This window comes from Streptomyces fuscichromogenes (genome assembly GCF_014645815.1).
GTDB classification, from domain to species: domain Bacteria; phylum Actinomycetota; class Actinomycetes; order Streptomycetales; family Streptomycetaceae; genus Streptomyces; species Streptomyces fuscichromogenes.
This window is the reverse complement of the sequence record NZ_BMML01000001.1, coordinates 702,452-725,043: the sequence shown is the minus strand read 5'-3', so window position 1 is coordinate 725,043 and position 22,592 is coordinate 702,452. Positions and strand designations below refer to the sequence as shown.

Sequence of the window (22,592 nt, the reverse complement as noted above, 5' to 3'; positions counted from 1 at the left end):
CCGCCGTGACCATCACCCAGCCCGACCTCGGCGTCTTCGAGACCCTGGAGTCCGAGGTCCGCAGCTACTGCCGAGCCTGGCCGACCGTCTTCGACCGGGCCCGGGGCAGCCGGATGTACGACGAGGACGGCCACGAGTACCTGGACTTCTTCGCCGGCGCCGGGTCGCTCAACTACGGCCACAACAACCCCGTGCTGAAACGGGCACTGCTCGACTACCTGGAACGGGACGGCGTCACCCACGGCCTCGACATGTCGACGGCGGCCAAGCGGTCGTTCCTCCAGACGTTCCGGGACCTGGTGCTGCGGCCGCGCGGGCTGCCGTACAAGGTCATGTTCCCGGGTCCGACGGGGACCAACGCCGTCGAGTCGGCCCTCAAGCTCGCCCGGAAGGTGAAGGGGCGCGAGGCGATCGTGTCGTTCACCAACGCCTTCCACGGGATGTCCCTCGGGTCCCTCGCGGTCACCGGGAACGCGTTCAAGCGGGCCGGGGCCGGGGTCCCGCTGGTGCACGGGACACCGATGCCCTTCGACAACTACTTCGACGGGACCGTGCCGGACTTCCTGTGGTTCGAGCGGCTGTTGGAGGACCAGGGATCGGGGCTCAACAAGCCGGCCGCGGTGATCGTGGAGACCGTGCAGGGCGAGGGCGGCATCAACGTCGCCCGGCCCGAGTGGCTGCGCGCCCTCAAGGCGCTCTGCGAGCGGCAGGACATGCTGCTGATCGTCGACGACATCCAGATGGGCTGCGGACGCACCGGTACCTTCTTCTCCTTCGAGGAGTCGGGGATCGTCCCGGACATCGTCACCGTGTCCAAGTCCATCAGCGGGTACGGGCTGCCGATGTCGCTGTGCCTGTTCCGGCCCGAGCTGGACGTGTGGGAGCCGGGCGAGCACAACGGCACCTTCCGCGGCAACAACCCCGCCTTCGTCACCGCGGCCGCCGCCCTGGAGAGCTACTGGAGCGACGGCCCGGCGATGGAGAAGCAGACCCGGACCAAGGGCGAGCAGATCGAGCAGGGGCTCATCGCGATCGTCGAGGAGAACCTGGCCGACGTCCGCGAGTACCGGGGGCGGGGCCTGGTGTGGGGCCTGGAGTTCCACGACAAGGAGCGGGCCGGGCGGATCGCCGCGCGCGCCTTCGAACTCGGCCTGCTCATCGAGACGTCGGGGCCTCAGAGCGAGGTCGTGAAACTGCTGCCCGCCCTGACCGTCACCCCGGAGGAGCTGGACGAGGGACTCAGCGTCCTCGCCCGGGCCGTCCGGGAAACCATCTGAAACACCAGCTAGGAGGCATCGCAGAACCGTGATCGTCCGTTCGTTCAAGGAGATCGAAGGCACCGACCGCCATGTGAAGGCCGCGTCCGGCACCTGGGAGAGCAAACGCATCGTCCTCGCCGAGGAGCGGGTCGGCTTCTCGCTGCACGAGACGGTCCTGTACGCGGGCACCGAGACGTCCATGTGGTACGCCAACCACATCGAGGCCGTCGTCTGCGTCGAGGGCGAGGCCGAGCTGACCGACCACGAGACCGGGACCTCGTACACGATCACGCCCGGGACCATGTACCTCCTCGACGGGCACGAGCGGCACTCGCTGCGTGTCAAGGAGGACTTCCGCTGTGTCTGCGTGTTCAACCCGCCGGTCACCGGCCGGGAGGACCACGACGAGAACGGCGTCTATCCCCTGCTGACGGAGGAGGGCTGACCATGACCACGATCACTGACCTCTACCCGAGCCGCGGCCCCGTCGAGGTCGCCGTCCCCCGCAAGGACCCGGTCGTCTGGTCGGCGCCCGGCGCGGCCGGCCCGATCGCCACGGACCGGCTCGAGGCCTTCGAGCGCGACGGCTTCCTGACCGTCGAGCAGCTCATCGGCGAGGACGAGGTGGCCGGCTACCGGCGGGAACTGGAGCGGCTGATCACCGATCCGGCGATCCGGGCCGACGAACGCTCCGTCGTGGAGCCGAGGTCCGAGGAGATCCGGTCCGTCTTCGAAGTGCACCGGATCAGCGAGGTGTTCGCGAACCTGGTGCGCGACGAGCGGGTGGTCGGCCGGGCCCGGCAGATCCTCGGCTCGGACGTGTACGTCCACCAGTCCAGGATCAACGTCAAGCCGGGGTTCGGGGCCGGCGGCTTCTACTGGCACTCGGACTTCGAGACCTGGCACGCCGAGGACGGGCTGCCGAACATGCGCACGGTGTCCGTCTCGATCGCCCTGACCGAGAACCACGACACCAACGGCGGCCTGATGATCATGCCGGGCTCGCACCGGACGTTCCTGGGCTGCGCCGGGGCCACGCCGGAGGACAACTACAAGAAGTCGTTGCAGATGCAGGACGCGGGCACGCCCTCCGACGAGGCCCTGACCGAACTGGCCTCGCGTCACGGCATCAGGCTGTTCACCGGCAGGCCGGGGTCGGCGACCTGGTTCGACTGCAACTGCATGCACGGTTCGGGCGACAACATCACACCGTTCCCGCGCAGCAACGTCTTCATCGTGTTCAACAGCGTGGAGAACACGGCGGTGGAACCGTTCGCCGCGCCGGTACGCCGACCGGAGTTCATCGGGGCCCGGGACTTCGCCCCGGTGAGGTGACCGTGCGGTGAGCCGCCGGGCCGGGATCTCCTCGGGTGGGACGAGGGATCCCGGCCCGGCCGTGCCGTCGGTCAGCCGGCCAGGGTGTCGAGCAGGTGGTCCACGTCGGCGGGTGTGTTGAAGAGGTGGAAGGCCGCGCGCAGGTTGCCCGCGCGGTCGGAGACCTCGATGCCGGCCCGGCTCAGCTCGGGCTGCCGGCCGCCGAGCCCGGGGACCGAGACGATCGCCGAGCCGGGGGCGGGCACCGCCTGATGCCCGAGGTCCGCGAGCCCGGCGCGGAACCGGTCGGCGAGGCCCACGTCGTGGGCGTGCACGGCGGCCACGCCGAGTTCCTCGATCAGGTCGAGCGAGCGGCGCAGGCCCGCGAACGTGAACAGGGCGTGCGTGAGGTCGAACCGCCGGGCGGAGTGCGCGAGTTCGGCGACCGGGCCATAGCAGCTGTTCGAGGGTGCCTCGCCCGCGACCCAGCCCGCGAGCACCGGGGTGAGCCCGCCGAAGTCCTCGGGGACCACCAGGAAGGCCGCGCCGTGCGGGCCGAGCAGCCACTTGAAGGAGACGGACGCGGTGAAGTCGTACGCGTCGGCGTCCATCGGCAGCCAGCCGGCGGCCTGCGAGAAGTCGACGTAGGTGCGGGCCCCGTGGGCGCGGGCGGCCTCGCGCAGCGCGGGCAGGTCGGCGATCCGGCCGTCCGCCGACTGGGCCGCGCTGATCGCGACGAGGGCGGTGTCCGGGCGGACGGACTCCGCGACGCGCTCCAGCGGGACCGCGCGGACCTTGAGGTCGCCGCGGACGTGGAAGGGGTTCAGCACGGAGGTGAAGTCGTCCTCGGCGGTGAGGACTTCGGCGCCGGCCGGCAGCGAGGCGGCGATCACGCCGGAGTGCGCGGCGACCGAGGCACCCGCCGCCACCCGGCTCGCCGGGACACCGGCGAGCCGGGCATAGCCCGCCCGGCACGCCTCCACGTCCTCGTACAGCGAGGTCAGGGGCCGGCCCTCGGCCCGCAGCAGCGCCGCCTCGTGCAGGGCGGCCACGGTACGGGCCGGCAGCAGGCCGTTGCTGGCGGTGTTCAGGTAGGTGCTCTTCGGGGTGAACTCGGCGCGGACGAGGCTCTCGAACGTCTCCGTGGTCTCCATGCGTCCACTCTGCGGCCCGGGGAATCCCCCGTCCATTGCGCATTTCTACCCGGATCCCCGAAGCGACGCTTATAAGACGGCCCTGACCTGGCCCTTCTCAGTGCTGCGGGACCGCGCACCCGTCCGGGCCGCAGGCCTGCGCGCCACCCTCGTCGATGAGCTTCAGCGGCGACCGCGCGCCCCAGGCCTGGCTGAGCGCCTGCGTGAACACCTCGGCGGGCTGGGCCCCCGAGACCCCGTACTTCCGGTCGAGGACGAAGAACGGCACCCCGTTGGCACCGAGCTCGGCGGCCTCGCGCTCGTCGGCGCGGACCTCGTCGGCGTAGCGGGCGGGGTCGGCGAGCACCTCGCGCACGGCCGCCGCGTCCAGCCCGGCCTCCACGGCCAGCTCGACGAGGCGCTCGGTGCCCTCGCTGAACAGGGACCGCTCCTCGGCGAAGTTCGCCCGGTACAGGATCTGGATCAGCTCGTCCTGGCGGCCCTGCTCCTTGGCGAGGTGCAGCAGCCGGTGCAGGTCGAAGGTGTTGCCGTGGTCGCGGTCCCGGGTGCGGTACGCCAGTCCCTCGGCGGCGGCCTGCGCGCCCAGGTTGTCCTCGCCCGCCTGGGCCTGCGCCTCGCTCATGCCGTACTTCTTGCTGAGCATGGCGAGCACCGGCTGGACGTCGTCCTTGGCGCGGCCGGGGTCCAGCTCGAAGGAGCGGTGCACGACCTCGACGTCGTCGCGGTGCGGGAAGGCCGCCAGGGCCTTCTCGAAGCGGGCCTTGCCCACGTAGCACCAGGGGCAGGCGATGTCGCTCCAGATCTCGACGCGCATGTCTTCGGCTCTCCAGGTAGTGATAAGACGACTCTCAACTACCTGAACCTTCAACCAGCCCGCTTCATTCCCCTCGTTCCCCGGTCACCGCGTACCGCAGGTACAGGTGGTCGGCGCCGTCGGCGGGCGGGTTCTCCGGGTCCGGCACCCAGCCCTGGCGGAGGTAGAAGGCCCGCGCCCGGAGGTTTTCGACGTGCACGTCCAGCACGGCGGTCCGCCTGCCGTCGGCCCGCCACTGCTCCAGACAGGCGGTGTGCAGGGCGGTGCCGACACCGGCACGCCAGTGACCGGGGTCGACATGGAACTGGAACAGCTTGACCGTGTCAGCGGCGGCGCCGTCCGGGGTACGGAAGGAGGCGACCCCGATGACCGCGCCCGCCTCCACCACGCACAGCACCTGTCCGTCGGGCCGCTCGACGGCTCCGCGCCAGGCGGCCGTCCAGTCGATGCCGTCGTCCGGGAGACCGCCCGGGTAGTACGTCGACCGGGCCCTGAGGTGCAGCGCGGCGATCGTCTCCGCCTCGGCCGACAGGGCCGTGCGGATCACGCGGAGCCCCTTCACACTGTCACGGATCATGCAACGGAGGACGTGACCGCGTCCCCGCCGGTTCCGTGCCGGCCGGACCGGGCGTACTCAGCTTCCGTCACGCAGGTCGGCCGGCCAGTCGGGCCTGAACTCGATGTGGTCGTACGTCACCACGCACCCCTCCCCCATCGGCGACTGGGTCATGAAACCGACCAGGGCGCCCTCCGTCTCCTTCTCGCCGCCCAGGGTGAACAGCCGTACGAAGACCCACTTCTTGCCGTCGCGGGAGGCGTGGAAGGCGAACGCCCGCCCGGTCCTGCTGATCCGCAGCCAGACCGAACTTCCCTCCACCGTGAAGGAGTTGGCGTCGTCGGAGTGTCCCCGCGTGACCACGGTGCAGACGGTGGGCACGTCCGGGGAGTTCTCCAGGCAGAGCTTGGCCCAGGCCCGGTCGCCGACGTGGACGTACAGCACACCGGCGTCGAAGGCGGCACCGAACCCGACGGTGACCCGGGCGATCAGCTGGAAGTCCCCCTCGGGCGCCCCCAGCAGCCGGGGTGCGTCCGAAGCGGGATCCAGCGCCTCCCCGGTGGGCGACACGAACCGGTCCTGCCGGGCCCCGGCCCACGCGGTGAGCACCCCGTCCTCATGGGACCAGTGCCCGTCGGGCCCGTAGGTGCGGAGGGAGAAAGGAAGTTCGGGAAGTTCCAGGTCCATGGGCAGATTGTGTCAGCAGAACCATTCGACGTACGCACGGGCGGCCGACCTGAGGGGGGCGCGGGGAACTGCGCGGGCGGTCACGGACCACCCGCAGCCGCCGACGCCTCCCCCGCCCCGACGGCGCTACCGCTCCAGCACCCCGTTGAACCGGCGAGGAAGCCCCAGCGGATTCTCGTCCCGCAGCTCTGCGGGCAACAGGGCGGCGGGCGCCCCCTGGTACGCCACCGGCCGCAGCCACCGCTCGATGGCCGTACCGCCCACGGACGTCGACGTGGAGGTGGTGGCCGGGTAGGGCCCGCCATGGTGCTGGGCCGGGGCCACCGCGACCCCGGTCGGCCACCCGTTCACGAGCACGCGCCCGGCCAGCGGCGTCAGCTCCGCGAGGATCTCCGCCCCGAGCCCCTCCCCCGCGGCCTCCGCGTCGGAGACGTGCACCGTCGCCGTGAGGTTCCCCGGCAGCCGCGACAGCACCGCCGTCGCCTCCGCCCGGTCCTCGTAGCGGACCACCACGGTCACCGGCCCGAAGCACTCCTCGATGAGCAGGTCATGGACCCCCTCCTCGGCCAGCCGGGCCGCCGGCACCGTCAGGAACCCGGCGCTCACGGTGTGCTCGCCGCCCGACCCGGGCGTCACCGGGCTCTCCACGTCGGGCAGTCCGGCCCGCTCGGCGACCCCGGCGACGAAGTTGTCCCGCATCCGGTGGTCGAGCAGCACACCCGCGTCGGTGTCGCTGACCGCGTCCGTGAGGGACTTGACCAGGCCGTCACCGGCGGAACCGGCCGGCACCAGCACCAGGCCCGGCTTCACGCAGAACTGCCCGACGCCCAGCGTCATCGACCCGGCGAGGCCGCTGCCGATCTCCTCGGCCCGCTCGGCGGCCGCGGCCTCGGTGACGAGGACCGGGTTCAGCGAGCCCAGTTCGCCGTGGAAGGGGATCGGCACCGGACGTGCGGCGGCCGCGTCGAAGAGCGCGCGCCCGCCCCGGACGGAACCGGTGAAGCCCGCGGCGGCGACCAGCGGGTGCCCGATCAGCTCGATGCCGGCCTGGAAGCCGTGCAGGAGACCGACGACGGCCTCCGGGATGCCGTGCTCGGCCGCGGCCCGCCGCAGCACCTTGGCGACCAGCTCGGACAGGGCCGGGTGGTCGGGGTGGGCCTTGACGACGACCGGGTTGCCGGCGGCCAGCGCGCTCGCGGTGTCGCCGCCGGCGACCGAGAAGGCGAAGGGGAAGTTGGAGGCCGAGTAGACGGCGACGACACCCAGCGGGACCTTGTAGCGGCGCAGGTCCGGGATCGGCGGGGTGGCGGTGGCGTCGGGGTGGTTGATGATGACGTCGAGGAAGGCGCCCTCGTCGACGATGTCGGCGAAGGCCCGCAGCTGGTAGCCGGTGCGGGCGAGTTCACCGGTGAGCCGGACCGGGCCGAGCGCGGTCTCCGCATCGGCGGCCTCGACCAGCTGCTCCTTGGCCGCGGCGAGTCCGGCGGCGGCCGAGCGCAGGAAGGCGGCACGGACCGTACGGTCGGCGAGCGAGGCCCGGGCGGCGTGCGCGGCCTTGACGACGGCGTCGACCTCCTCGGCTGTGGCCTCCACCGCAACCTGTTCACGCTGCTTCCCGGTGCGCGGGTCGACACTCCAGACTGGTGCTGCTGCCACCGCGGGTCCCTCCATGATCACGTCCTGCCGCGATATCCGGGTCATATCCGGGTCATTCACCAGGGATGTTCGATATACTGAACGCTGTCTCTGATGATGAATATGCTGTTGGAGACTATAACCTCGGTTTCTCGTCCAACGAAGGGGTCAAGGGCGATGTCGGCAGGCGAGACAGGCGGCGGGGCACAGGTCAAGTCCGCGGTACGGACCGTGGAATTGCTCGAGTACTTCGCCGGCCGGCCCGGTATGCACTCCCTCGCGGCCGTCCAGGAGGCCGTCGGATATCCCAAGTCCAGCCTCTACATGCTGCTGCGCACCCTGGTGGAGCTGGGCTGGGTGGAGACGGACGCGACCGGCACCCGGTACGGCATCGGGGTGCGGGCCCTGCTGGTCGGCACGTCGTACATCGACGGCGACGAGGTGGTCGCGGCCGCCCGCCCGACCCTGGACCGGCTCTCCGACGACACCACGGAGACCATCCACCTCGCGCGTCTCGACGGCACCAACGTGGTCTACCTGGCCACCCGCCAGTCCCAGCACTACCTGCGCCCCTTCACCCGGGTGGGCCGCCGCCTCCCCGCGCACTCCACCTCGCTCGGCAAGGCACTGCTCGCCACCCACACCGACGAGCAGGTCCGCAAGCTGCTGCCGGAGACCCTCCCCGCGCTGACCGAGCACACCCTCACCGACCGCGAGAAGCTCATCGAGGAGCTCCACCAGATCCGCGAGCAGGGCTTCGCGATCGACCGCGAGGAGAACACGCTCGGGCTGCGCTGCTTCGGTGTGGCGGTCCCCTACCGCACCCCGGCCCGCGACGCGATCAGCTGCTCGGTCCCGGTGGCCCGGCTCACCCCCGCCCACGAACAGATGATCAAGGACGCCCTGTTCGACGCCCGGGACCGGCTGACCCTGGCGACGCGCAGGCTCTGACCGGGCGGGATCCGCATGAGCGGGCCATGAGAAATCCGTCCGCAGGGAACGCGCACCCCCCATTCACTCGTCTGTCTGAGCGGAATGAACAAGACGATCAGGCGGGTGTCCGTCTTCACACTGCTGCTCGTGCTCGCCCTGCTGGCCAGGGCGACATGGGTGCAGTTCTACGACGGTCAGGCCCTCGCGGACGACACGGCCAACCGGCGCAACGCGATAGAGACGTACTCGCAGCCGCTCGGGAACATCGTCGTGGCCGGTGACTCGATCACCGGCTCGGCACAGACCGGGGGAAACAGCGACCTCAAGTACAAACGCACCTACACGAACGGCAAGCTGTACGCCGCAGTGACGGGCTACGCCTCACAGAGTTATGCCCCGACCCAGTTGGAGGGCATCTACCAGGACCTGCTCAACGGCACCGACAGCCGGCTGAAGACGGTCATGGACACGGTCACCGGCGAGCGTGCCGAGCCGGGCAACGTGATCACGACGATCGACCCGGACGTCCAGAAGGCCGCCTACAAGGCGCTCGGCGGCAACAAGGGCGCGGCGGTCGCGATCGACCCGAAGACCGGCAAGATCCTGGCCGTGGTGTCGACCCCGTCGTACGACCCCTCCTCGCTCACCGACGCCAACACCGCCGGTGCGGCCTGGAAGAAGCTCAACGCCGACCCGGACAAGCCGCTCACCAACCGGGCGCTGCGCCAGCCGCTGCCGCCGGGCTCGACGTTCAAGCTGGTGGTCGCGGCGGCGGCGCTGGAGGACGGGCTCTACAAGAACGTCGACGACCGGACCGTGAGCCCCATCCCCTACACGCTGCCGGGCACGGTGACCCCGCTGAAGAACGAGAGCACCTCGGCACCCTGCGAGAACGCCTCGATCCGGGTGGCTCTCCAGTACTCCTGCAACAACGTCTTCGGGAAGATGGCCGTCGACCTGGGCCAGGACAAGGTGCGGGCGATGGCCGAGAAGTTCGGCTTCAACGACGACAAGCAGGACGTGCCGGTACGGGCCTACGCCAGCGTCTACCCGAAGGACATGGACAAGGCCCAGACCGGCCTCTCCGGCATCGGCCAGTTCGACGTCACGGCGACCCCGCTCCAGATGGCCCTGGTGTCGGCCGCCATCGCCAACGGCGGCAAGCTGGTCTCCCCGCACATGGTCTCCCAGATCACCGACAGCGGCGGCGATGTGCTCAAGAACTACGACGACGACACGAGCACCAAGGAGATCGTCAGCTCCTCCACCGCCGAGCAGCTCCAGTCCGCGATGCAGACGGTCATCGAGCAGGGCACGGGCACGAACGCGCGGATCTCCGGCGTCACGGTGGGCGGCAAGACGGGCACGGCCCAGCACGGCGAGAACAACAGCAAGACGCCGTACGCCTGGTTCACGTCGTACGGCAAGTCGGACAGCACGGGGAAGGAGGTCGCCGTGGCGGTGATGGTCGAACAGTCCGACGCCGCGAGGTCGGAGGTCAGCGGCAACGGTCTGGCGGCGCCGGTGGCGAAGGCCATGATGGAAGCGGCGCTGAAGAACTGAAGGGTTCTCTGCGCGATCAACTGCGGGTCTCGCCGTGGCTGGTCGCGCAGTTCCCCGCGCCCCTTACGGGGCGCTCTACTTCACGCCCAGCACCTGTTCCACCGGATCGATCGCGAAGTACACCAGGAACAAGGCCGACACGGCCCACAACAGCCAGTTGACCTCCTTCGCCTTCCCCAGCACCGCCTTGATCACGACGTACGCCAGGAAGCCCGCCCCGATGCCGTCCGTGATGGAGTACGTGAACGGCATCGCGGCGATGGTGAGGAACGCCGGGATCGCGATCTCGTACTTGTCCCAGTCGATGTGCTTGACGTGGGTCATCATCAGGAAGCCCACGGCGATCAGCGCGGGCGCCGCCGCCTGGAGCGGGACGATGGTCAGCACCGGCGTGAGGAAGAGCGCCAGTCCGAACAGGCCGCCGGTGACCAGGTTGGCGAAGCCGGTGCGCGCCCCCTCCCCCACCCCCGCCGCCGACTCGATGTACGCCGTGCTGGAGGAGGCCGAGCCGATGCCGCCGGCCACCGCCGCCGCGCCGTCGATGAACAGCACCCGCCCGATGCCCGGCACCTGCCCCCGCTCGTCGAGCAGTCCGGCCTCCGCGCTGATGCCGACGATCGTGCCCATGGCGTCGAAGAAGTCGGACAGGATCAGGGTGAAGACCAGCAGTACGGCGGTGAGGACACCGGCCTTGGCGAAGCCGCCGAACAGGCTGAAGTGACCGATGAGCCCGAAGTCGGGCGCTTCCACGATCTTGTCGGGGACCTTCGGCGTGGTCAGGCCCCAGCTCTTGATGTCGGCGGCCGAGTTGATGACGATCGCCACCAGCGTCATCGTGACGATGCTGATCAGGATCGCGCCCTTCACCTTCCGCGCGACCAGCGCGATGGTCAGGAGCACGCCGATACAGAAGACGAGCACGGGCCAGCCGGTGAGCCGTCCGACGGCGCCCAGCTGCACCGGCACGGTGGTCTCCGCGGCGTCCGGGATGCGGCTGACGAAGCCGGCGTCCACGAAGCCGATGAAGGCGATGAACAGGCCGATGCCGACGCCGATGGCCTGCTTCAGCTGCTGCGGGATGGCGTTCATGATCGCCTCGCGCAGCCCGGTCACGACCAGCAGACAGATCAGCAGGCCTTCGAGGACCACCAGGCCCATCGCGTCGGGCCAGCTCATCAGCGGCGCCAGCTGGAAGGCCACGACGGCGTTGAGGCCGAGTCCGGCGGCGATGGCGAGGGGCAGATTGCCGCCCACGCCCATGACGACCGTCATGACGCAGGCCACCAGCGCGGTGGCGGTGACGAGTTGGCCGGTGTCGAGGGTGTGACCGAACTTGTCCTTGGCGCTGCCGAGGATGATGGGGTTCAGGACAAGGATGTAGGCCATGGTGAAGAACGTGGCGAAGCCGCCGCGTATCTCCCGGCCGAAGGTGGAACCTCGCTCGGATATCTTGAAGAACCGGTCGACGCCGTTCCCGGCAGGTGGCGCGGCCCCCTGCGGCCGGTCCACCTTCTGCGTCTCGGACATGGTCGGACTCCTCGTCCCCTGGGCGTGCGTGCGCGGATGCTGGCTGGATTGTTCCCGCGCGACACCGGTTTCAGGTTTTCCCCGTGTTACGGAATCAGGCTCGGTGTGGTTCGGTGGACCACACCGCGTCCGGCCCCTCGCACAAAGCACATCGAACCCCCGTACGGCACACACGAAATGATCACTGCTACGCTCCGGATCTCGCCGGAACGTTCCTCCGGATGTTCACAAGTCACCGCATGTCATCTACATGACACAGAATCCCTGACAGAAGAGGTCACCCGTGGGCTCAGTCGTCGACGACGCCGCCTCCGTGGAGTTCCATGCCTTCTTCGAGCGCCACTACGCCGAACTCGCCCGTCTCGCCCAGCTGCTGACCGGTGAGGCGGACGCCGCCGACGATCTGGCCGCCGACGCCCTGCTGGCGCTGTGGCACCGCTGGGACCGGGTGCGGGCCGCCGACCACCCGGTCGCCTACGCCCGGGGGGTCGTCGCCAACCTGGCCCGCACCCGTATCCGCAGCGCCGTGCGCGAGCGGCGCCGGATCGCCCTGTTCTGGTCGCACCGCGAGGAGACCGCCGAGAACCCGGACGTCGCCGGCGTGGTCGACGTGCAGGGCGCGCTGCGCCGCCTGCCGTTCCGCAAGCGGGCGTGCGTGGTGCTGCGGCACGCGTTCGACCTGTCGGAGAAGGACACCGCGCTCGCCCTGGGGATCTCGGTGGGTACCGTTAAGAGCCAGACGTCCAAGGGCATGGCGGAGTTGCAGCGGCTGCTCGGCGAGTCCCAGGGTGTTCCGCAGAAGGTGCACGCGGCGATGGTGCCGCGGACGGGTGAGAGCGGAGGAAGGAACCGATGAGGCAGCAGGACGTGCACGACGAGCTGCGCGCCCGGCTGCACGAGGCGGCCGAGGCGCACGAACCCGACCGTGCCCGGATCCTGGCCCGGGTCGAGCGGGGCATGGCCGCGCAGGACCGCCCGAACCATCGCGCCACCCTTCCGCCCCTGTTCGGCTGGGTCCGGGTGGTCAGCGCCACCGCCGCGGTCGCCGCAGTCCTCGGGGTCGGCGGCTACGCGGTCGCCTCGGCCGTCAAGGGCCCGCCCACCGAGAAGACGGTCGCGGTGTCGCCGACGCCCTTGTCGTCCCCGGAGGCGACCAGCCGCCCGCCGTCCCGCACGGCCACCCCGCCGGCCTCCGGCGCGCCCTCGCAGAACGCCTCCCCCAGGACGAGTACGGCGCCCTCGTCGACCCCCCGGGCCTCCGCCACCCCCACGGCACCCGTCGCACAGGGCGAGACGGACGGCCCGCTCTGGTCGGACGGCTCGGTGGACCCGCACAGCAACGACTTCTGGGCGCAGTCCGACGTGACCCTGAAGGTCTCCGGGCAGCTGACGGCGCTGACGGTGCGGCTGAAGGTGGCCCAGACCGGCGGGGTGTCCAACGCCGGGGCCTGGCGCTCGCTGCCGGAGAGCGACTTCACGCAGACCGTGACCGAGCAGGACGGCTTCCTGGTCTACACGTGGACGCTCAAGCCGGGCAGCAAGGTCGCGGTCGGCGAGTGGGTGTTCGCGGGCCAGTACAACCACGAGCGCGGCGGCCGCGACGCCAAGGACGACAGCTACACGATCACGGGCGGCGCGGGCGGCGGGCAGTACGCGGTGACCGGCGGCTTCGCCGCCCACACGACATCCGACGGAGACTCGTAGAGAAGTTCCGGGAACACGGCAACCCTTTGCCCGTCGGCGGCGACCAGGAACCGACGGGCGAGCCCGGCCGCACGGCGGGAAACCGGCTCGGCCCCGGCGTCCGCGAGGGCGGCGGCAAGACCCCCGGTGGTGAGGTCCGGGAACATGCCGCCCTGACGGCCGTCCGCACAGATGCGGTCCCGCGCCCCCAGAAGAAGCGGCAGGGGCGCGGGACCGCATCGACGCGCGGCGGCCGCCGCCTCAGTCCATGGTCGCCCCGATGGTGCTCGACCCCGTGGTCAGGAAGGTCGTCGCGGGCAAGGAGCCGTTGGCGGCACGGGCCCCGTACGCGGTCGTCGCGTCCGTCGACCTGAAGGCCGGCGCGGTCACCCCGCTGTCCCAGCTGTTCGCGGCGGAGACGGTGGCGGAGCCGCGCGTGACCAGTCCGCCCTTGTCGGCCACGGAGAGGTTCCGGGCCAGCCGCGACCTGCTCGTCGCGAAGAAGAACCCGGCCTCGCCGTTCGAGTACGCCGTGTTGCGGTTCAGCACGATCGCCCCGGTGTTGGAGTTCTCGGTGAACCCGTTCAGCGTGTTGTCCCAGGCCGCGTCGTCGTTGACGACATGCGCGACGGCGACGCCCCCGCCGCCCAGCTTGAACCCGTTGCCGTTGCCCTCGAACGCGGAGTCGTTCCAGCGGTTCTTGCCGTTGCCGAAGGCCCAGCTGTGCTCGATCCGGACGGGGGACGAGAACTGCCACAGGTCCAGCCCGTCGTCCGAGTTGTTGTAGAGGCGCGCGCCGGTCACCTTGTTGCCGGTGCCCGAGCCGAACTTGATGGCGATGCCGTCGGCGTTCTGGCCGTGCCCGGCCTTGTCGTAGTTGCCGTAACTGTCCAGGTTCTGGACGAGGTTGTTCACCGTGTTGTCGCCGCGCAGGGTGAACCCGGAATCGCCGTTGTCCGCGGTGACGAGGTTCTTGAAGATCCCGCCCGTGGACGAGGTGGCGACGAAGCCCTGGGCCGGGGAGTTCTGGAAGGTGAGGTCCTGGACGGTCCAGTAGCTGCCGTAGATCCCGGTGAGCCACTGGCCGGCGGGGAGCTTGGAGCCGTCGATCCTGACCTTCTCGCCGCTGCGGGCCTGGAGCGTGATGCGGTTCGACGCGGTGCCGCTCGCGGTCGACTTGAGGGTGGCGGTCGGGTAGTAGGTGCCCGCGCGCACCTCGATGACGGTACCGGCGGCGGCGCCCGCGACGGCCGACTCCAGCTGTGCGGTGGTGGAGACGGTGACCGTGCTGGTGGCGGCCTGGGCACCGCCGTTCGACAGGCCGAGGTAGACGCCGCCCGCTCCCGCGGCGACGGCCACCGCCGCGGCGATCGAGAGGGTACGCGTCCTGCGGTGGCGTCCGGTGCTGAAGCGCACTGGCCGTTCCTTTCCTTGACGTCCTCGACGTGCTAGACGAGCTAGACGTGCCGGACGTGTTCGACGAGGGGGAGCGAAACGGGCCGGAGGGGCCGCCCCGGCCCGTTTCTGTCTCCCAGTCGCCGCAGTGGCCGGAAAGGGTTGCCGTCCTTCTCGACTACGACACGAAGTACGTCGGGTTCGGCAGCTTGTACGTGCGGTCCGCGTAACCGCCGTCCAGGTCCGAGTACTGGTCGCCGAAGTTGGCGACGACGTCGTAGCCGAGGTCCTGCTCGATGTGCTTGCGGGTGCCGGACTTGTACTGCACGGTGGTGCAGTTCCAGGTGCCCGCGGTGGCGCAGGAGCTCAGGTAGGACGGCGGGTTGGCCTTGTCCTTGAGGAACATGTGGGCGGCGTCGAGGTTGACGTCGGCGCCGATCTTCTTCAGGTTCTCCACGGCGGCGGTGCGCTGCGCCTCGCTGAGCCCGGAGTTGTAGAAGACCTCGACGCCCTCGCTCTGCGCGTACTGGACGAGCTCGGCGCTGCCGAACACGCCCGGCCGGTCGGCCTTGTTGACGTAGTCGGCCCAGGTGGTGGAGTTGTACGTGTAGTTGTAGCGCTTCTCGTAGTCGAGGCTGAGCAGCAGCGTGTCGTCGATGTCGAAGACGACCGCGGGCTTCTTGCCGTGGCGGTGCGCCTTGCGCGCGGCCCGGTCGATGTAGCGCTTGGCATCCGCGTCGATGCGCGCCAGGTCCTTGGCGTAGGGGCTGGTCGGCGAGGCCTGGTAGACGCCGTTGGCGTCGGCGGCGGTGCCGTAGTAGGTGTCGATGTCCTTCACCAGGAGCCCGATGTTGTACGGCTCGTGGGTGGAGTTCGCGGTCGACTGGCCGGCCGTGGCGGCACCGGCGCCGTAGAGGGCACCGCCGGCGACCGCACACACGGTGGCGATCGCGGCGAGACGAAGTGACTTATGCATGTCAGGAGTTCTACGCGCGTCACCGGGGTGGGCGCGAGACCCGTTGCCTGATCGATATCTCATCGGCGGGCAAAAAGCGGGTCAAGCGCCCTGGAGGGAATCCTTCCGGTTGCCTTCCGTCGTTCAGTTCATGGTGGCCCCGATGGTCGTGCTCCCCGTCGTCAGGAAGGTGGTCGCCGGCAGTGAGCCGTCCGACTGGCGGGCGTTGTACGTGGTGGTCGCGTCCGTCGACCTGAAGGCGGGGGTGCTGATGCCGCTGTCCCAGTTGTTGCCGGCGGACACCACCGAGGAGCCCTTGCTGACCGACCCGCTGCCGTTGCCCACCGCGAGGTTCTTGCCGAGCCGGGCCGCGCTGGTGGCGAAGTAGTAGCCCCAGCCGCTGTTGGCGTAGGCGGTGGTGCGGTTGATGACGATCGCGCCGGTGTTGGAGTTCTCCGTGAACCCGTTGCCCGAGTTGCCCCAGGCGGCCGAGTTGTTGACGACGTGCGCGACGGTGACGCCGTTGCCGCCCAGCTTGAAGCCGTTGCCGTTGCCCTCGAAGGCGGAGTCGCCCCAGCGGTTGACGCCGTTGCCGAAGGACCAGGTGTGCTCGATGGTGACGGGCGAGGAGAAGGACCAGAGGTCGATCCCGTCGTCCGAGTTGTTGTACAGCCGGGCGCCGGTGACGAGGTTGCCGGTGCCGGAGCCGAACTTGATGGCGACGCCGTCCGCGTTCTGGCCGTGCGTGGCGGCGTCGTAGTTGCCGTAACTGTCCAGGTTCTTCACGGTGTTGTTGACCGTGCCGTCGCCGGTCAGCGTGAAGCCGGAGTCGCCGCCGTCGATGGTCTTGATGTTGCTCCAGTTGGTGCCGGTGCAGGACTGGCAGACGACCGCGCTGTCCGGGGAGTTCTGGAAGGTGATGTCGGAGACGTTCCAGTAGTCCGCGGTCAGCTTGAAGATCCACTGGCCGGAGGGCAGCGAGGAGCCGTCGATCTTGACCGTCTCCGAGCCGTAGGCGGTGAGCGTGACCGGCGCGGCGGAGGTGCCGTTGACCGTGGACTGGAGGGTGGCGGTCGGGTAGTAGGTGCCGCCGCGGACCTGGATGACCTCGCCGGCGGTGGCGTTCTTGATGGCGTTGGACAGGTCGGTGGAGGTGCTGACCACGACGGTGGCCGCGTGTGCCGGGGTGGCGATCACGGCGAGTCCGAGCGATGCCGTGGTCACGGCCAGCGCGGTGAAGGTGCTGATTCGACGCATGACGTGCGGGTCCTTTCGTCGATCAGGATGAGCGGACGGGTTTCCAGTCGCCGAGGTAGGCCGCGGGGGTGTGCGACGCGGCCTCGGCGTCGGTGAGCTGGGGCCGGTTCTCGGGGACGGTGATCACCGCGCCCGGCCCGGAGTTGCGGTACTCGGCGAACCGCATGGACTGCCAGGGATAGGCGTCCCGCATGTTCGTGTAGGGCGCGACCGGGTCGATCCCGGGACCGATGAGACTGTCCCGCACGACCAGCGAGGGCCAGGCGGTGGTCTCGTAGGACGGCACCCAGGGCCGCGCCAGCTTGTACGCCCCGTCCTCCGCGCCGGAGGAGAACCGGCAGCGGACGGCGAGGAACCCGTACGGGTTCGCACGGGCGGTCGAGGGGGCGAACACCATGCCCTTGGGGGTGAAGGCCACGTCCCGTTGCAGGGTGCGGAAGTGGCAGTGCTCGTACACCGCCCTCGCCCGCCCGAAGACGAAGTCGACATCGCCCTCGATGTGGCAGCGGCGGAAGAACTGCCGGTCGAAGGAGCCGAGTTCGGTGGTGTCGGCGAACAGGGTGTCCTGGTGCGCGAGCAGCCGCACGTTCTCGACGTGCGTACGGTCCCCGGTCAGGCAGGCGGCGACGGCCTGGGTGCCGGTGATCTCCGGGTGGTCGGCGCGCAGCCAGTCGTTGGCCAGGGTGAGGTCGCGGACGACGAGCCCGGGTGCCGCCGAGCTGAAGGTGGCCGAGCCGGCCGTGCCGTAGGTCCCCGAACCGTCGGGCCGCTGCGTCCCGTTGGCGTTGTCGAAGACGATGACGGCGGCCCGCGGCTCACGGCCGGCCCCCCGGATCGTCAACTCGGCCTTCTCGGCGGGCACATCGACGACCTCGCGGTACGTCCCCGGGTGCACGACGATCGTCCACCCGGGCCCGGCCACCGCGTCCACGGCGGCCTGCACGGAGTCACCGGGGCGGACGTGCAGGACACGGCGGTCGCGGGTGAAGCCGGTGGCCGAGCCCATGGCCAGCGCGGCAGTGGCGGCGAGGAGTGCGCGTCGGGTCGCCACGTCAGCACCCCTGCCACGGGGTCCAGTCGCCGAGGTAGGTCTCCCGGGTCGCCGACCCGGCCTGCTCGTCGGTGAGTTGGGGCCGGTTCTCGGGGACGGAGACGACCGCGCCCGGTCCGGTGTTGCGGTACTCGGCGAACCGCATGGACTGCCAGGGGAAGCTCGCCGACATGTCGGTGTAGGGGGCGACGGCGTCGATCCCGGGACCGAGGACGGTGTCCCGGACGACGAGGGAGGGCCGGGCGGTGGTGTCGGAGCTGGGCACCCAGGGCCGGGCCAGCTTGTAGAAGGCGTCCGGGGCCGCACTGCTCACCCGGCCGCGGGTCACCAGGTAGCCGCGCGGGTTGGCGCCCGCCGTCGAGGGCGCGAGGACGAACCCGTACGGGGCGGCGGCGAGGTCGGCGCGGTCCAGGGTGCGGAAGTGGCAGCCCTCGTACACCGCCGTGGCCCGCCCGAAGACGAAGTCGACGTCGCCCTCGACGTAGCAGTGCGCGAAGTACTGCCGGGCGAGGACGCCGAGGGCCGTCGAGTCGGCGTACAGGGTGTCCTGGTGGCCGAGGAAGCGGCAGTGGTGGAAGGCGCTGCGGTCGCCCTGCACCTTGACGGCCACGGCCTGCGTCCCGCTGATGTCGGGGTGGTCGGCGCGCAGCCAGTCGTTGGCGAAGGTGATCCAGCGGGCGGTGAAGCCGTCGCCCTGCACGGTGACGGTGGCGGACCCGGTGGTGCCGTACGTCCCGCCGCCCGGCCTGGGGGTGCCGGCCGCCTTGTCGTAGACGATGACGACGTCACGCGGGTTCTCGGCGGCGCCGATCCAGGTGGCCTCGGTACGGGTGGTGTCGGCGGCCACCGTCTCCCGGTAGACGCCCGGGGCGAGGACCAGGGTCCGTCCGCTGCCGGTGGCGGCGGTGACGGCGGCCTGGACGGTGGTGAAGTCGCCGCGCCCGTACGGGTCGACGTAGAGGGTCTGCGGGGTGAGGCGGCGCTCCGGGGAGCCGTAGCGGCCGAAGGGGCGGCCCGAGGCGTGCGCGGGGAGGGCGGCCAGGCCGAGCGCGGCGCCCGCCCCGGCGCCCGCGAGCAGGAAACCCCGTCTGGACAGGGGAAGGTGGGGCCAGGACATGCGGGTGCTCCTTGACGGTGGCGGGGAAAGGGAGGTGGCGGTACGTCCTTTGCCGTGGGGGGTGGGGGCCGGGGCGCGCGCCGCCCCGGCCCCGGGAGGTGTCAGCGCAGGCGGCCGGCGCCCGCGCCGCAGTCGACGATGCGCGGCACGGCCTGTGCCGGGTCGATCCTCGTGCGCAGGGTCGGGGTCCAGCCGGCGCCGGACTGGAGGATCTCGCCGGGCACCTCGGTGTTGTGGACGGCGATGAGGTCCGTCGGTGCACCGTTGACGTAGTTGTCGTCGGCGGTGAGCGGCGCCTCCTTCCACTTCTTCAGGATCGTGCCTGCGCCGATCCCGTCCGCGAGGGTGAACGCGTTGTGCTCGGCGACGAGTTGGGACTCCATGCCGATGCCGTAGCTGTAGCCGTAGCCGTCCTCGGCGACGAAGTGGTTGTTGTAGGAGTCGACCTGCCCGAACCGCACCCGCGGGGCCCGCTCCACCAGGTTGGCGAACAGGTTGTGGTGGAAGGTGACCTTGAGGTGCCCCCGGTCGACGGCCGCCGTGGACGCGCTGTCGCTGTTGCCGATCAGGATCGTCTTGTCGTGGTCCTCGAAGACGTTCCAGGAGGCGGTGACGTAGTCGGCGCCCTTGACGATGTCCAGTTCGCCGTCGTGCTGCTCGTAGATCCGCCCGAAGTAGTACGGCAGCGTGCTGTCCGGGTGGTCCCCGTCGGTGAACGTGTCGTGGTCCATCCAGACATGGGTCGCCCCGTAGATCACCGCGCTGTCGTACTCGGAGTTCCAGTTGCCGTCGGCGGTGTCGGTCGGGTCCCACTGCGGGAAGCAGTCGAGGGGGCTCTCGAACGCCAGGTTGCGGACGATGACGTTGTCGACGGCCTTGATCTGCAGGCTGGCGCCCTTGAAGCCGGCGTCCTTGCCGATGCCGACGATGGTGGTGTTGGCCGGGACGTAGGCCTTGATGTAGGCGTCCTGCTGGGCCTGGGAGGCGCGGCGCAGCCCCTCCGGGCTGTCGTCGGGCTCGTTGTCGAGGTTGGTGGAGTGGCCCCAGGCCTCGGGTGAGTACGTGGCGAGGTAGGCGGCGAAGTCGTAGCCGGGCACGGCGAACGAGTCGCAGCTCGGCCCGTCCGCGTCGATGGTCCCCACGACCCTGACGATCTTCGGCGCGCTGCCGCCGTCGGCGAGGGCGGCCTTGAAATCGTCCCAGGTGGTGACGGTGTAGACGTGCGCGGCGTCGGCGGCGGCCCCGCCGGTGGTCCCGGTGCCGGCCGAGCCCCAGCCGTCGTTGGCGGCGAGCACCTGGCGGTCGAGCGCGGTCCGGTGCGGGGCGGCGGCCTGGGCGGTCCCGGTCACGGCCAGGACGAGAGCCGTGCAGCCGGCCAGCGCGCCTATGACGCGTCCATGACATATCTGTGTACGCACTGTGCGGTTCTCCTCGGCTATGCGGGTGGCCAGGTGATCCAGGACGTCGGTATGTCCTCGTGCAGCCGGACGACGTCGTGCCGGGCCAGCACCCGGGTGCGCAGCAGCTCCTGCGCCACGAGCCGGGCCACGGCGATGGCCCCCGGCGGGTTGAAGTGCGTGTTGTCCTGCTCGGTGTCGGTCCAGTTGAAGTACGTCTTGGTCGCCTCGACCCCGAGCGACTGCCACAGCGCGAGCGACAGCGCCTCTATGTCGAGCAGCGCCACGTGCTCCTGCCCGGCCAGCGCACGCATCGCCGCCGGGTAGTCGCCATGGGTCGGCACGGCGTTGCCGTCGGCGTCGAACCGCCGCCGCTCGACGGGGGTGGCGAGGACCGGCCGGGCCCCGTGCGCGCGGGCGCCTTCGATGTAGAGCCGCAGATAGTCCTGGTAGGTGCTCCAGGGCTCGGTGTACCGGGTGGGATCGGTGCTCTTCTCGTCGTTGTGCGCGAACTGGACGAGGAGCAGATCGTGCGGCCGGATGGCGGCGAGGATGGCGTCCAGCCGTCCCTCGTCGACGAAGCTCTTGGAACTCCGGCCGTTCACGGCCTGGTTGGAGACGGTTGTCTCGTTCCGGAGGAAGAAGGGGAGCGCCATTCCCCACCCGGTCTCCGGAGCCGCGTCGGCGTATTTCTGGGCGGCGGTGGAATCACCGGCGATGTAGAGGGTTCTCGGTTTCCTCCCCGGCGACCGTCCGGCGAGAGGAACGGCGGCCAAGGCCGCGGAAGTCACCTGCCTGCGCGTAAGGGACACGAGGGTGCACCTTTCAGGTCTCTGTCCTGGGGGCGCGGGGCTGTATCGATTTGCGGGTCCGCCGCGTGGGCGCGACCAGCCACGACGGACCCGCAGCTCCCCGCAACCGATCTCAGTGATGTGCCTTCCAGTCCGCCTGGGCCTTGTCGAGCTGGTCGGCCAGCGTGCCCAGGAACTCCTTCGCGGTCGTCTTCCCGAGCAGCACCTTCTGGAAGTTCGGCTCGTTGTCGGCCTTGGAAATGGTGTTCCAGTCCGGCAGGTAGTAGGGAAGCTGCACGATCTTCGTCGTGGCCCCGTTGAGCGCCTCGGCGGCCAGCTTCGTCGGCTCCGACGCCTGCACCCACGCGTCCTGCGCGGCCTCGTTGTTCGCCGGCACCTGCCCCGCCGACTCGTTCCACTTGCTGTTGGCCTCGTGGGAAGCGGCGAACTCGATGAACTTCCAGGCGGCGGCCTTGTTCTTGCCGACCTTGAAGAGCCCGAGACCGTCCACCGGATTGGACACCTGAACCCGGGTCCCGTCGTCCAGCGTCGGATTCGGGATTCCCTTGAACTTCCCGCTCAGCGCCTTCTCGTGGTCCGCGTAGGAACCGAGGTTGTGGCTCAGCATCCCGATCGTGCCGGAATCCCACTGCGCGACCATCTTGGTGAAGTCGTTGTTGACGTCGGCGGACGGGGTGTCCTTCTTGTACAGCCCGACGTACTTCTCCAGGGCGGCGACGTTCTTCGGGTCGTCGACGGTGGTCTTGTCACCGTTCCAGAAGGAGGTGATCCCGCTCTGCCCGTACATGGCGTCCAGTGCCTGGGCGATGGATCCCTCGCCGCCCCGGATGGTGTACCCGAACCTGTTCTTCGCCTGGTCGGTGAGCTTGCCGGCGGCCGCGTAGAACTTCGTCCAGGTGGTCGGCGGGTCCAGCTGGGCCGCGCTGAACAGGTCGGTCCGGTACCAGAGCGTGCCGTTGTTCGCGGAGGTCGGCACGGAGTACGTCTTCCCGTCGCCGCCCGCGGACTTCACGCTGTCCAGGAACTTCTCGTTGAGCTTGCCGTTCAGCGTGCTCTTCGCGAGCCGGCTGTCCAGCGGCTCCAGCGCGCCCTGCGCGGCGATCTCCGCGAGCATCGCGGTGCCGACCCCGCCGACGTCGGGCAGTCCGCCGCCCTGGATCGCGGTGTCGTACTTGGACTGGACACTGGCGGCCGGCACACCCACGTACTTCACCTTGATGTCCGGGTTGGCCTTCTCGAAGTCGGCGATGATCTCCTTCCAGACGTCGGTGCGGACACCGCCGTTGTTGTCCCAGAAGGTGATCGTGCCCTTCCCCGAGCCCTCGCCGCCCTTGCCCCCCGCGCTGCCGCTGCCGTTGTCACCGCAGGCGGTGGCGGTCAGCGCGAGCACGGAGCCCAGGGCGACGGCGACGGCCGCGCGCCTGCTTCTGCGGGTGCTTCTGCGGATGCTGCTCTTCATCGATCGGCTCTCTTCTGTCGGATG

Annotated in this window: 21 protein-coding genes; 7 read left to right on the top strand and 14 right to left on the bottom strand. The window is 70.2% G+C overall.

Annotated features, from left to right (window positions below):
- Positions 1–5 precede the first annotated feature (5 nt).
- The 3 genes from ectB to thpD are packed head-to-tail and all read left to right on the top strand — an operon-like array spanning position 6 to position 2,594.
- Positions 6–1,277, top strand: coding sequence for a diaminobutyrate--2-oxoglutarate transaminase (ectB, locus tag IEZ11_RS03265; RefSeq protein ID WP_189260982.1), 1,272 nt, complete (start codon positions 6–8; stop codon positions 1,275–1,277).
- A gap of 28 nt (positions 1,278–1,305) precedes the next feature.
- Positions 1,306–1,704, top strand: coding sequence for an ectoine synthase (locus IEZ11_RS03260; RefSeq protein WP_189260981.1), 399 nt, complete (start codon positions 1,306–1,308; stop codon positions 1,702–1,704).
- Positions 1,705–1,706: 2 nt separating this feature from the next.
- Positions 1,707–2,594, top strand: coding sequence for an ectoine hydroxylase (gene thpD, locus IEZ11_RS03255; protein WP_189260980.1), 888 nt, complete (start codon positions 1,707–1,709; stop codon positions 2,592–2,594).
- Positions 2,595–2,665: 71 nt separating this feature from the next.
- On the opposite strand, the gene IEZ11_RS03250 is transcribed toward thpD, so the two are convergent.
- The 5 genes from IEZ11_RS03250 to IEZ11_RS03230 form a co-directional block, all read right to left on the bottom strand.
- Positions 2,666–3,727 carry an aminotransferase class V-fold PLP-dependent enzyme gene (locus tag IEZ11_RS03250; RefSeq protein ID WP_189260979.1) on the bottom strand — a complete coding sequence of 354 codons (1,062 nt, stop codon included), beginning with the start codon at positions 3,725–3,727 and terminating at the stop codon, positions 2,666–2,668.
- 97 nt (positions 3,728–3,824) lie between these two features.
- Entirely contained in the window at positions 3,825–4,541 is a 717-nt protein-coding gene (locus tag IEZ11_RS03245) for a DsbA family oxidoreductase (protein ID WP_189260978.1), read from the bottom strand.
- A 64-nt stretch (positions 4,542–4,605) separates the two neighbouring features.
- Entirely contained in the window at positions 4,606–5,118 is a 513-nt protein-coding gene (locus tag IEZ11_RS03240) for a GNAT family N-acetyltransferase (RefSeq protein WP_189260977.1), read from the bottom strand.
- Between the two features lie 57 nt (positions 5,119–5,175).
- A complete protein-coding gene (locus IEZ11_RS03235) occupies positions 5,176–5,784 on the bottom strand; it encodes a DUF1349 domain-containing protein (RefSeq protein WP_189260976.1) in 609 nt (202 codons plus the stop codon).
- Between the two features lie 126 nt (positions 5,785–5,910).
- The gene (locus tag IEZ11_RS03230; protein WP_189260975.1) at positions 5,911–7,440 is read right to left on the bottom strand and encodes an aldehyde dehydrogenase (NADP(+)); all 1,530 of its coding nucleotides are present in this window, start codon (positions 7,438–7,440) and stop codon (positions 5,911–5,913) included.
- Positions 7,441–7,596: 156 nt separating this feature from the next.
- Between IEZ11_RS03230 and IEZ11_RS03225 the strand changes: the two genes are divergently transcribed.
- Together IEZ11_RS03225 and IEZ11_RS03220 are read left to right on the top strand one after the other, a co-directional pair.
- Positions 7,597–8,370 (top strand): IclR family transcriptional regulator, encoded by a 774-nt coding sequence (locus IEZ11_RS03225; RefSeq protein WP_189260974.1) that lies wholly within the window; start codon positions 7,597–7,599, stop codon positions 8,368–8,370.
- A gap of 84 nt (positions 8,371–8,454) precedes the next feature.
- Complete coding sequence (locus IEZ11_RS03220) at positions 8,455–9,915, top strand: peptidoglycan D,D-transpeptidase FtsI family protein (protein ID WP_189260973.1); 1,461 nt, start codon at positions 8,455–8,457, stop codon at positions 9,913–9,915.
- A gap of 75 nt (positions 9,916–9,990) precedes the next feature.
- Here the strand turns inward: IEZ11_RS03220 and IEZ11_RS03215 are convergent, their stop codons facing one another.
- Positions 9,991–11,442: an NCS2 family permease gene (locus IEZ11_RS03215; protein ID WP_189260972.1), complete on the bottom strand. Its 1,452-nt coding sequence runs from the start codon at positions 11,440–11,442 to the stop codon at positions 9,991–9,993.
- 283 nt (positions 11,443–11,725) lie between these two features.
- Between IEZ11_RS03215 and IEZ11_RS03210 the strand changes: the two genes are divergently transcribed.
- A complete protein-coding gene (locus tag IEZ11_RS03210; RefSeq protein ID WP_189260971.1) occupies positions 11,726–12,298 on the top strand; it encodes a SigE family RNA polymerase sigma factor in 573 nt (190 codons plus the stop codon).
- A complete protein-coding gene (locus IEZ11_RS03205) occupies positions 12,295–13,146 on the top strand; it encodes a hypothetical protein (protein ID WP_189260970.1) in 852 nt (283 codons plus the stop codon). The genes IEZ11_RS03210 and IEZ11_RS03205 overlap by 4 nt, the downstream gene beginning before the upstream one ends.
- A 240-nt stretch (positions 13,147–13,386) precedes the next feature.
- Here IEZ11_RS03205 and IEZ11_RS03200 read toward each other — a convergent pair whose 3' ends face one another.
- The 8 genes from IEZ11_RS03200 to IEZ11_RS03165 all read right to left on the bottom strand — a co-directional run bounded on the left by IEZ11_RS03200 (position 13,387) and on the right by IEZ11_RS03165 (position 22,568).
- Positions 13,387–14,541 (bottom strand): right-handed parallel beta-helix repeat-containing protein, encoded by a 1,155-nt coding sequence (locus IEZ11_RS03200; protein WP_189260969.1) that lies wholly within the window; start codon positions 14,539–14,541, stop codon positions 13,387–13,389.
- 157 nt (positions 14,542–14,698) lie between these two features.
- Positions 14,699–15,496: an HAD family acid phosphatase gene (locus IEZ11_RS03195; protein ID WP_189260968.1), complete on the bottom strand. Its 798-nt coding sequence runs from the start codon at positions 15,494–15,496 to the stop codon at positions 14,699–14,701.
- 123 nt (positions 15,497–15,619) lie between these two features.
- A complete protein-coding gene (locus tag IEZ11_RS03190) occupies positions 15,620–16,723 on the bottom strand; it encodes a right-handed parallel beta-helix repeat-containing protein (RefSeq protein WP_444544929.1) in 1,104 nt (367 codons plus the stop codon).
- Positions 16,724–16,754: 31 nt separating this feature from the next.
- Positions 16,755–17,738, bottom strand: coding sequence for a pectinesterase family protein (locus IEZ11_RS03185; protein WP_189261115.1), 984 nt, complete (start codon positions 17,736–17,738; stop codon positions 16,755–16,757).
- A 46-nt stretch (positions 17,739–17,784) separates the two neighbouring features.
- Entirely contained in the window at positions 17,785–18,900 is a 1,116-nt protein-coding gene (locus IEZ11_RS03180) for a pectinesterase family protein (protein WP_189260966.1), read from the bottom strand.
- Positions 18,901–19,001: 101 nt separating this feature from the next.
- Positions 19,002–20,318: a pectate lyase family protein gene (locus tag IEZ11_RS03175; protein WP_189260965.1), complete on the bottom strand. Its 1,317-nt coding sequence runs from the start codon at positions 20,316–20,318 to the stop codon at positions 19,002–19,004.
- A gap of 17 nt (positions 20,319–20,335) precedes the next feature.
- The gene (locus tag IEZ11_RS03170; protein ID WP_189260964.1) at positions 20,336–21,109 is read right to left on the bottom strand and encodes a rhamnogalacturonan acetylesterase; all 774 of its coding nucleotides are present in this window, start codon (positions 21,107–21,109) and stop codon (positions 20,336–20,338) included.
- A gap of 112 nt (positions 21,110–21,221) precedes the next feature.
- Positions 21,222–22,568: an ABC transporter substrate-binding protein gene (locus tag IEZ11_RS03165; RefSeq protein WP_189260963.1), complete on the bottom strand. Its 1,347-nt coding sequence runs from the start codon at positions 22,566–22,568 to the stop codon at positions 21,222–21,224.
- Positions 22,569–22,592: the final 24 nt, after the last annotated feature.

Bases quoted from the DNA above. Each gene is read 5' to 3' on its own strand.
- IEZ11_RS03180 (WP_189260966.1), bottom strand. From the start codon at position 18,900: ATGTCCTGGCCCCACCTTCCCCTGTCCAGACGGGGTTTCCTGCTCGCG.
- IEZ11_RS03220 (WP_189260973.1), top strand. From the start codon at position 8,455: ATGAACAAGACGATCAGGCGGGTGTCCGTCTTCACACTGCTGCTCGTG.
- thpD (WP_189260980.1), top strand. From the start codon at position 1,707: ATGACCACGATCACTGACCTCTACCCGAGCCGCGGCCCCGTCGAGGTC.
- IEZ11_RS03235 (WP_189260976.1), bottom strand. From the start codon at position 5,784: ATGGACCTGGAACTTCCCGAACTTCCTTTCTCCCTCCGCACCTACGGG.
- IEZ11_RS03195 (WP_189260968.1), bottom strand. From the start codon at position 15,496: ATGCATAAGTCACTTCGTCTCGCCGCGATCGCCACCGTGTGTGCGGTC.
- IEZ11_RS03205 (WP_189260970.1), top strand. From the start codon at position 12,295: ATGAGGCAGCAGGACGTGCACGACGAGCTGCGCGCCCGGCTGCACGAG.
- IEZ11_RS03215 (WP_189260972.1), bottom strand. From the start codon at position 11,442: ATGTCCGAGACGCAGAAGGTGGACCGGCCGCAGGGGGCCGCGCCACCT.
- IEZ11_RS03245 (WP_189260978.1), bottom strand. From the start codon at position 4,541: ATGCGCGTCGAGATCTGGAGCGACATCGCCTGCCCCTGGTGCTACGTG.
- IEZ11_RS03165 (WP_189260963.1), bottom strand. From the start codon at position 22,568: ATGAAGAGCAGCATCCGCAGAAGCACCCGCAGAAGCAGGCGCGCGGCC.
- IEZ11_RS03250 (WP_189260979.1), bottom strand. From the start codon at position 3,727: ATGGAGACCACGGAGACGTTCGAGAGCCTCGTCCGCGCCGAGTTCACC.
- IEZ11_RS03225 (WP_189260974.1), top strand. From the start codon at position 7,597: ATGTCGGCAGGCGAGACAGGCGGCGGGGCACAGGTCAAGTCCGCGGTA.
- IEZ11_RS03240 (WP_189260977.1), bottom strand. From the start codon at position 5,118: ATGATCCGTGACAGTGTGAAGGGGCTCCGCGTGATCCGCACGGCCCTG.
- IEZ11_RS03185 (WP_189261115.1), bottom strand. From the start codon at position 17,738: ATGGGCTCGGCCACCGGCTTCACCCGCGACCGCCGTGTCCTGCACGTC.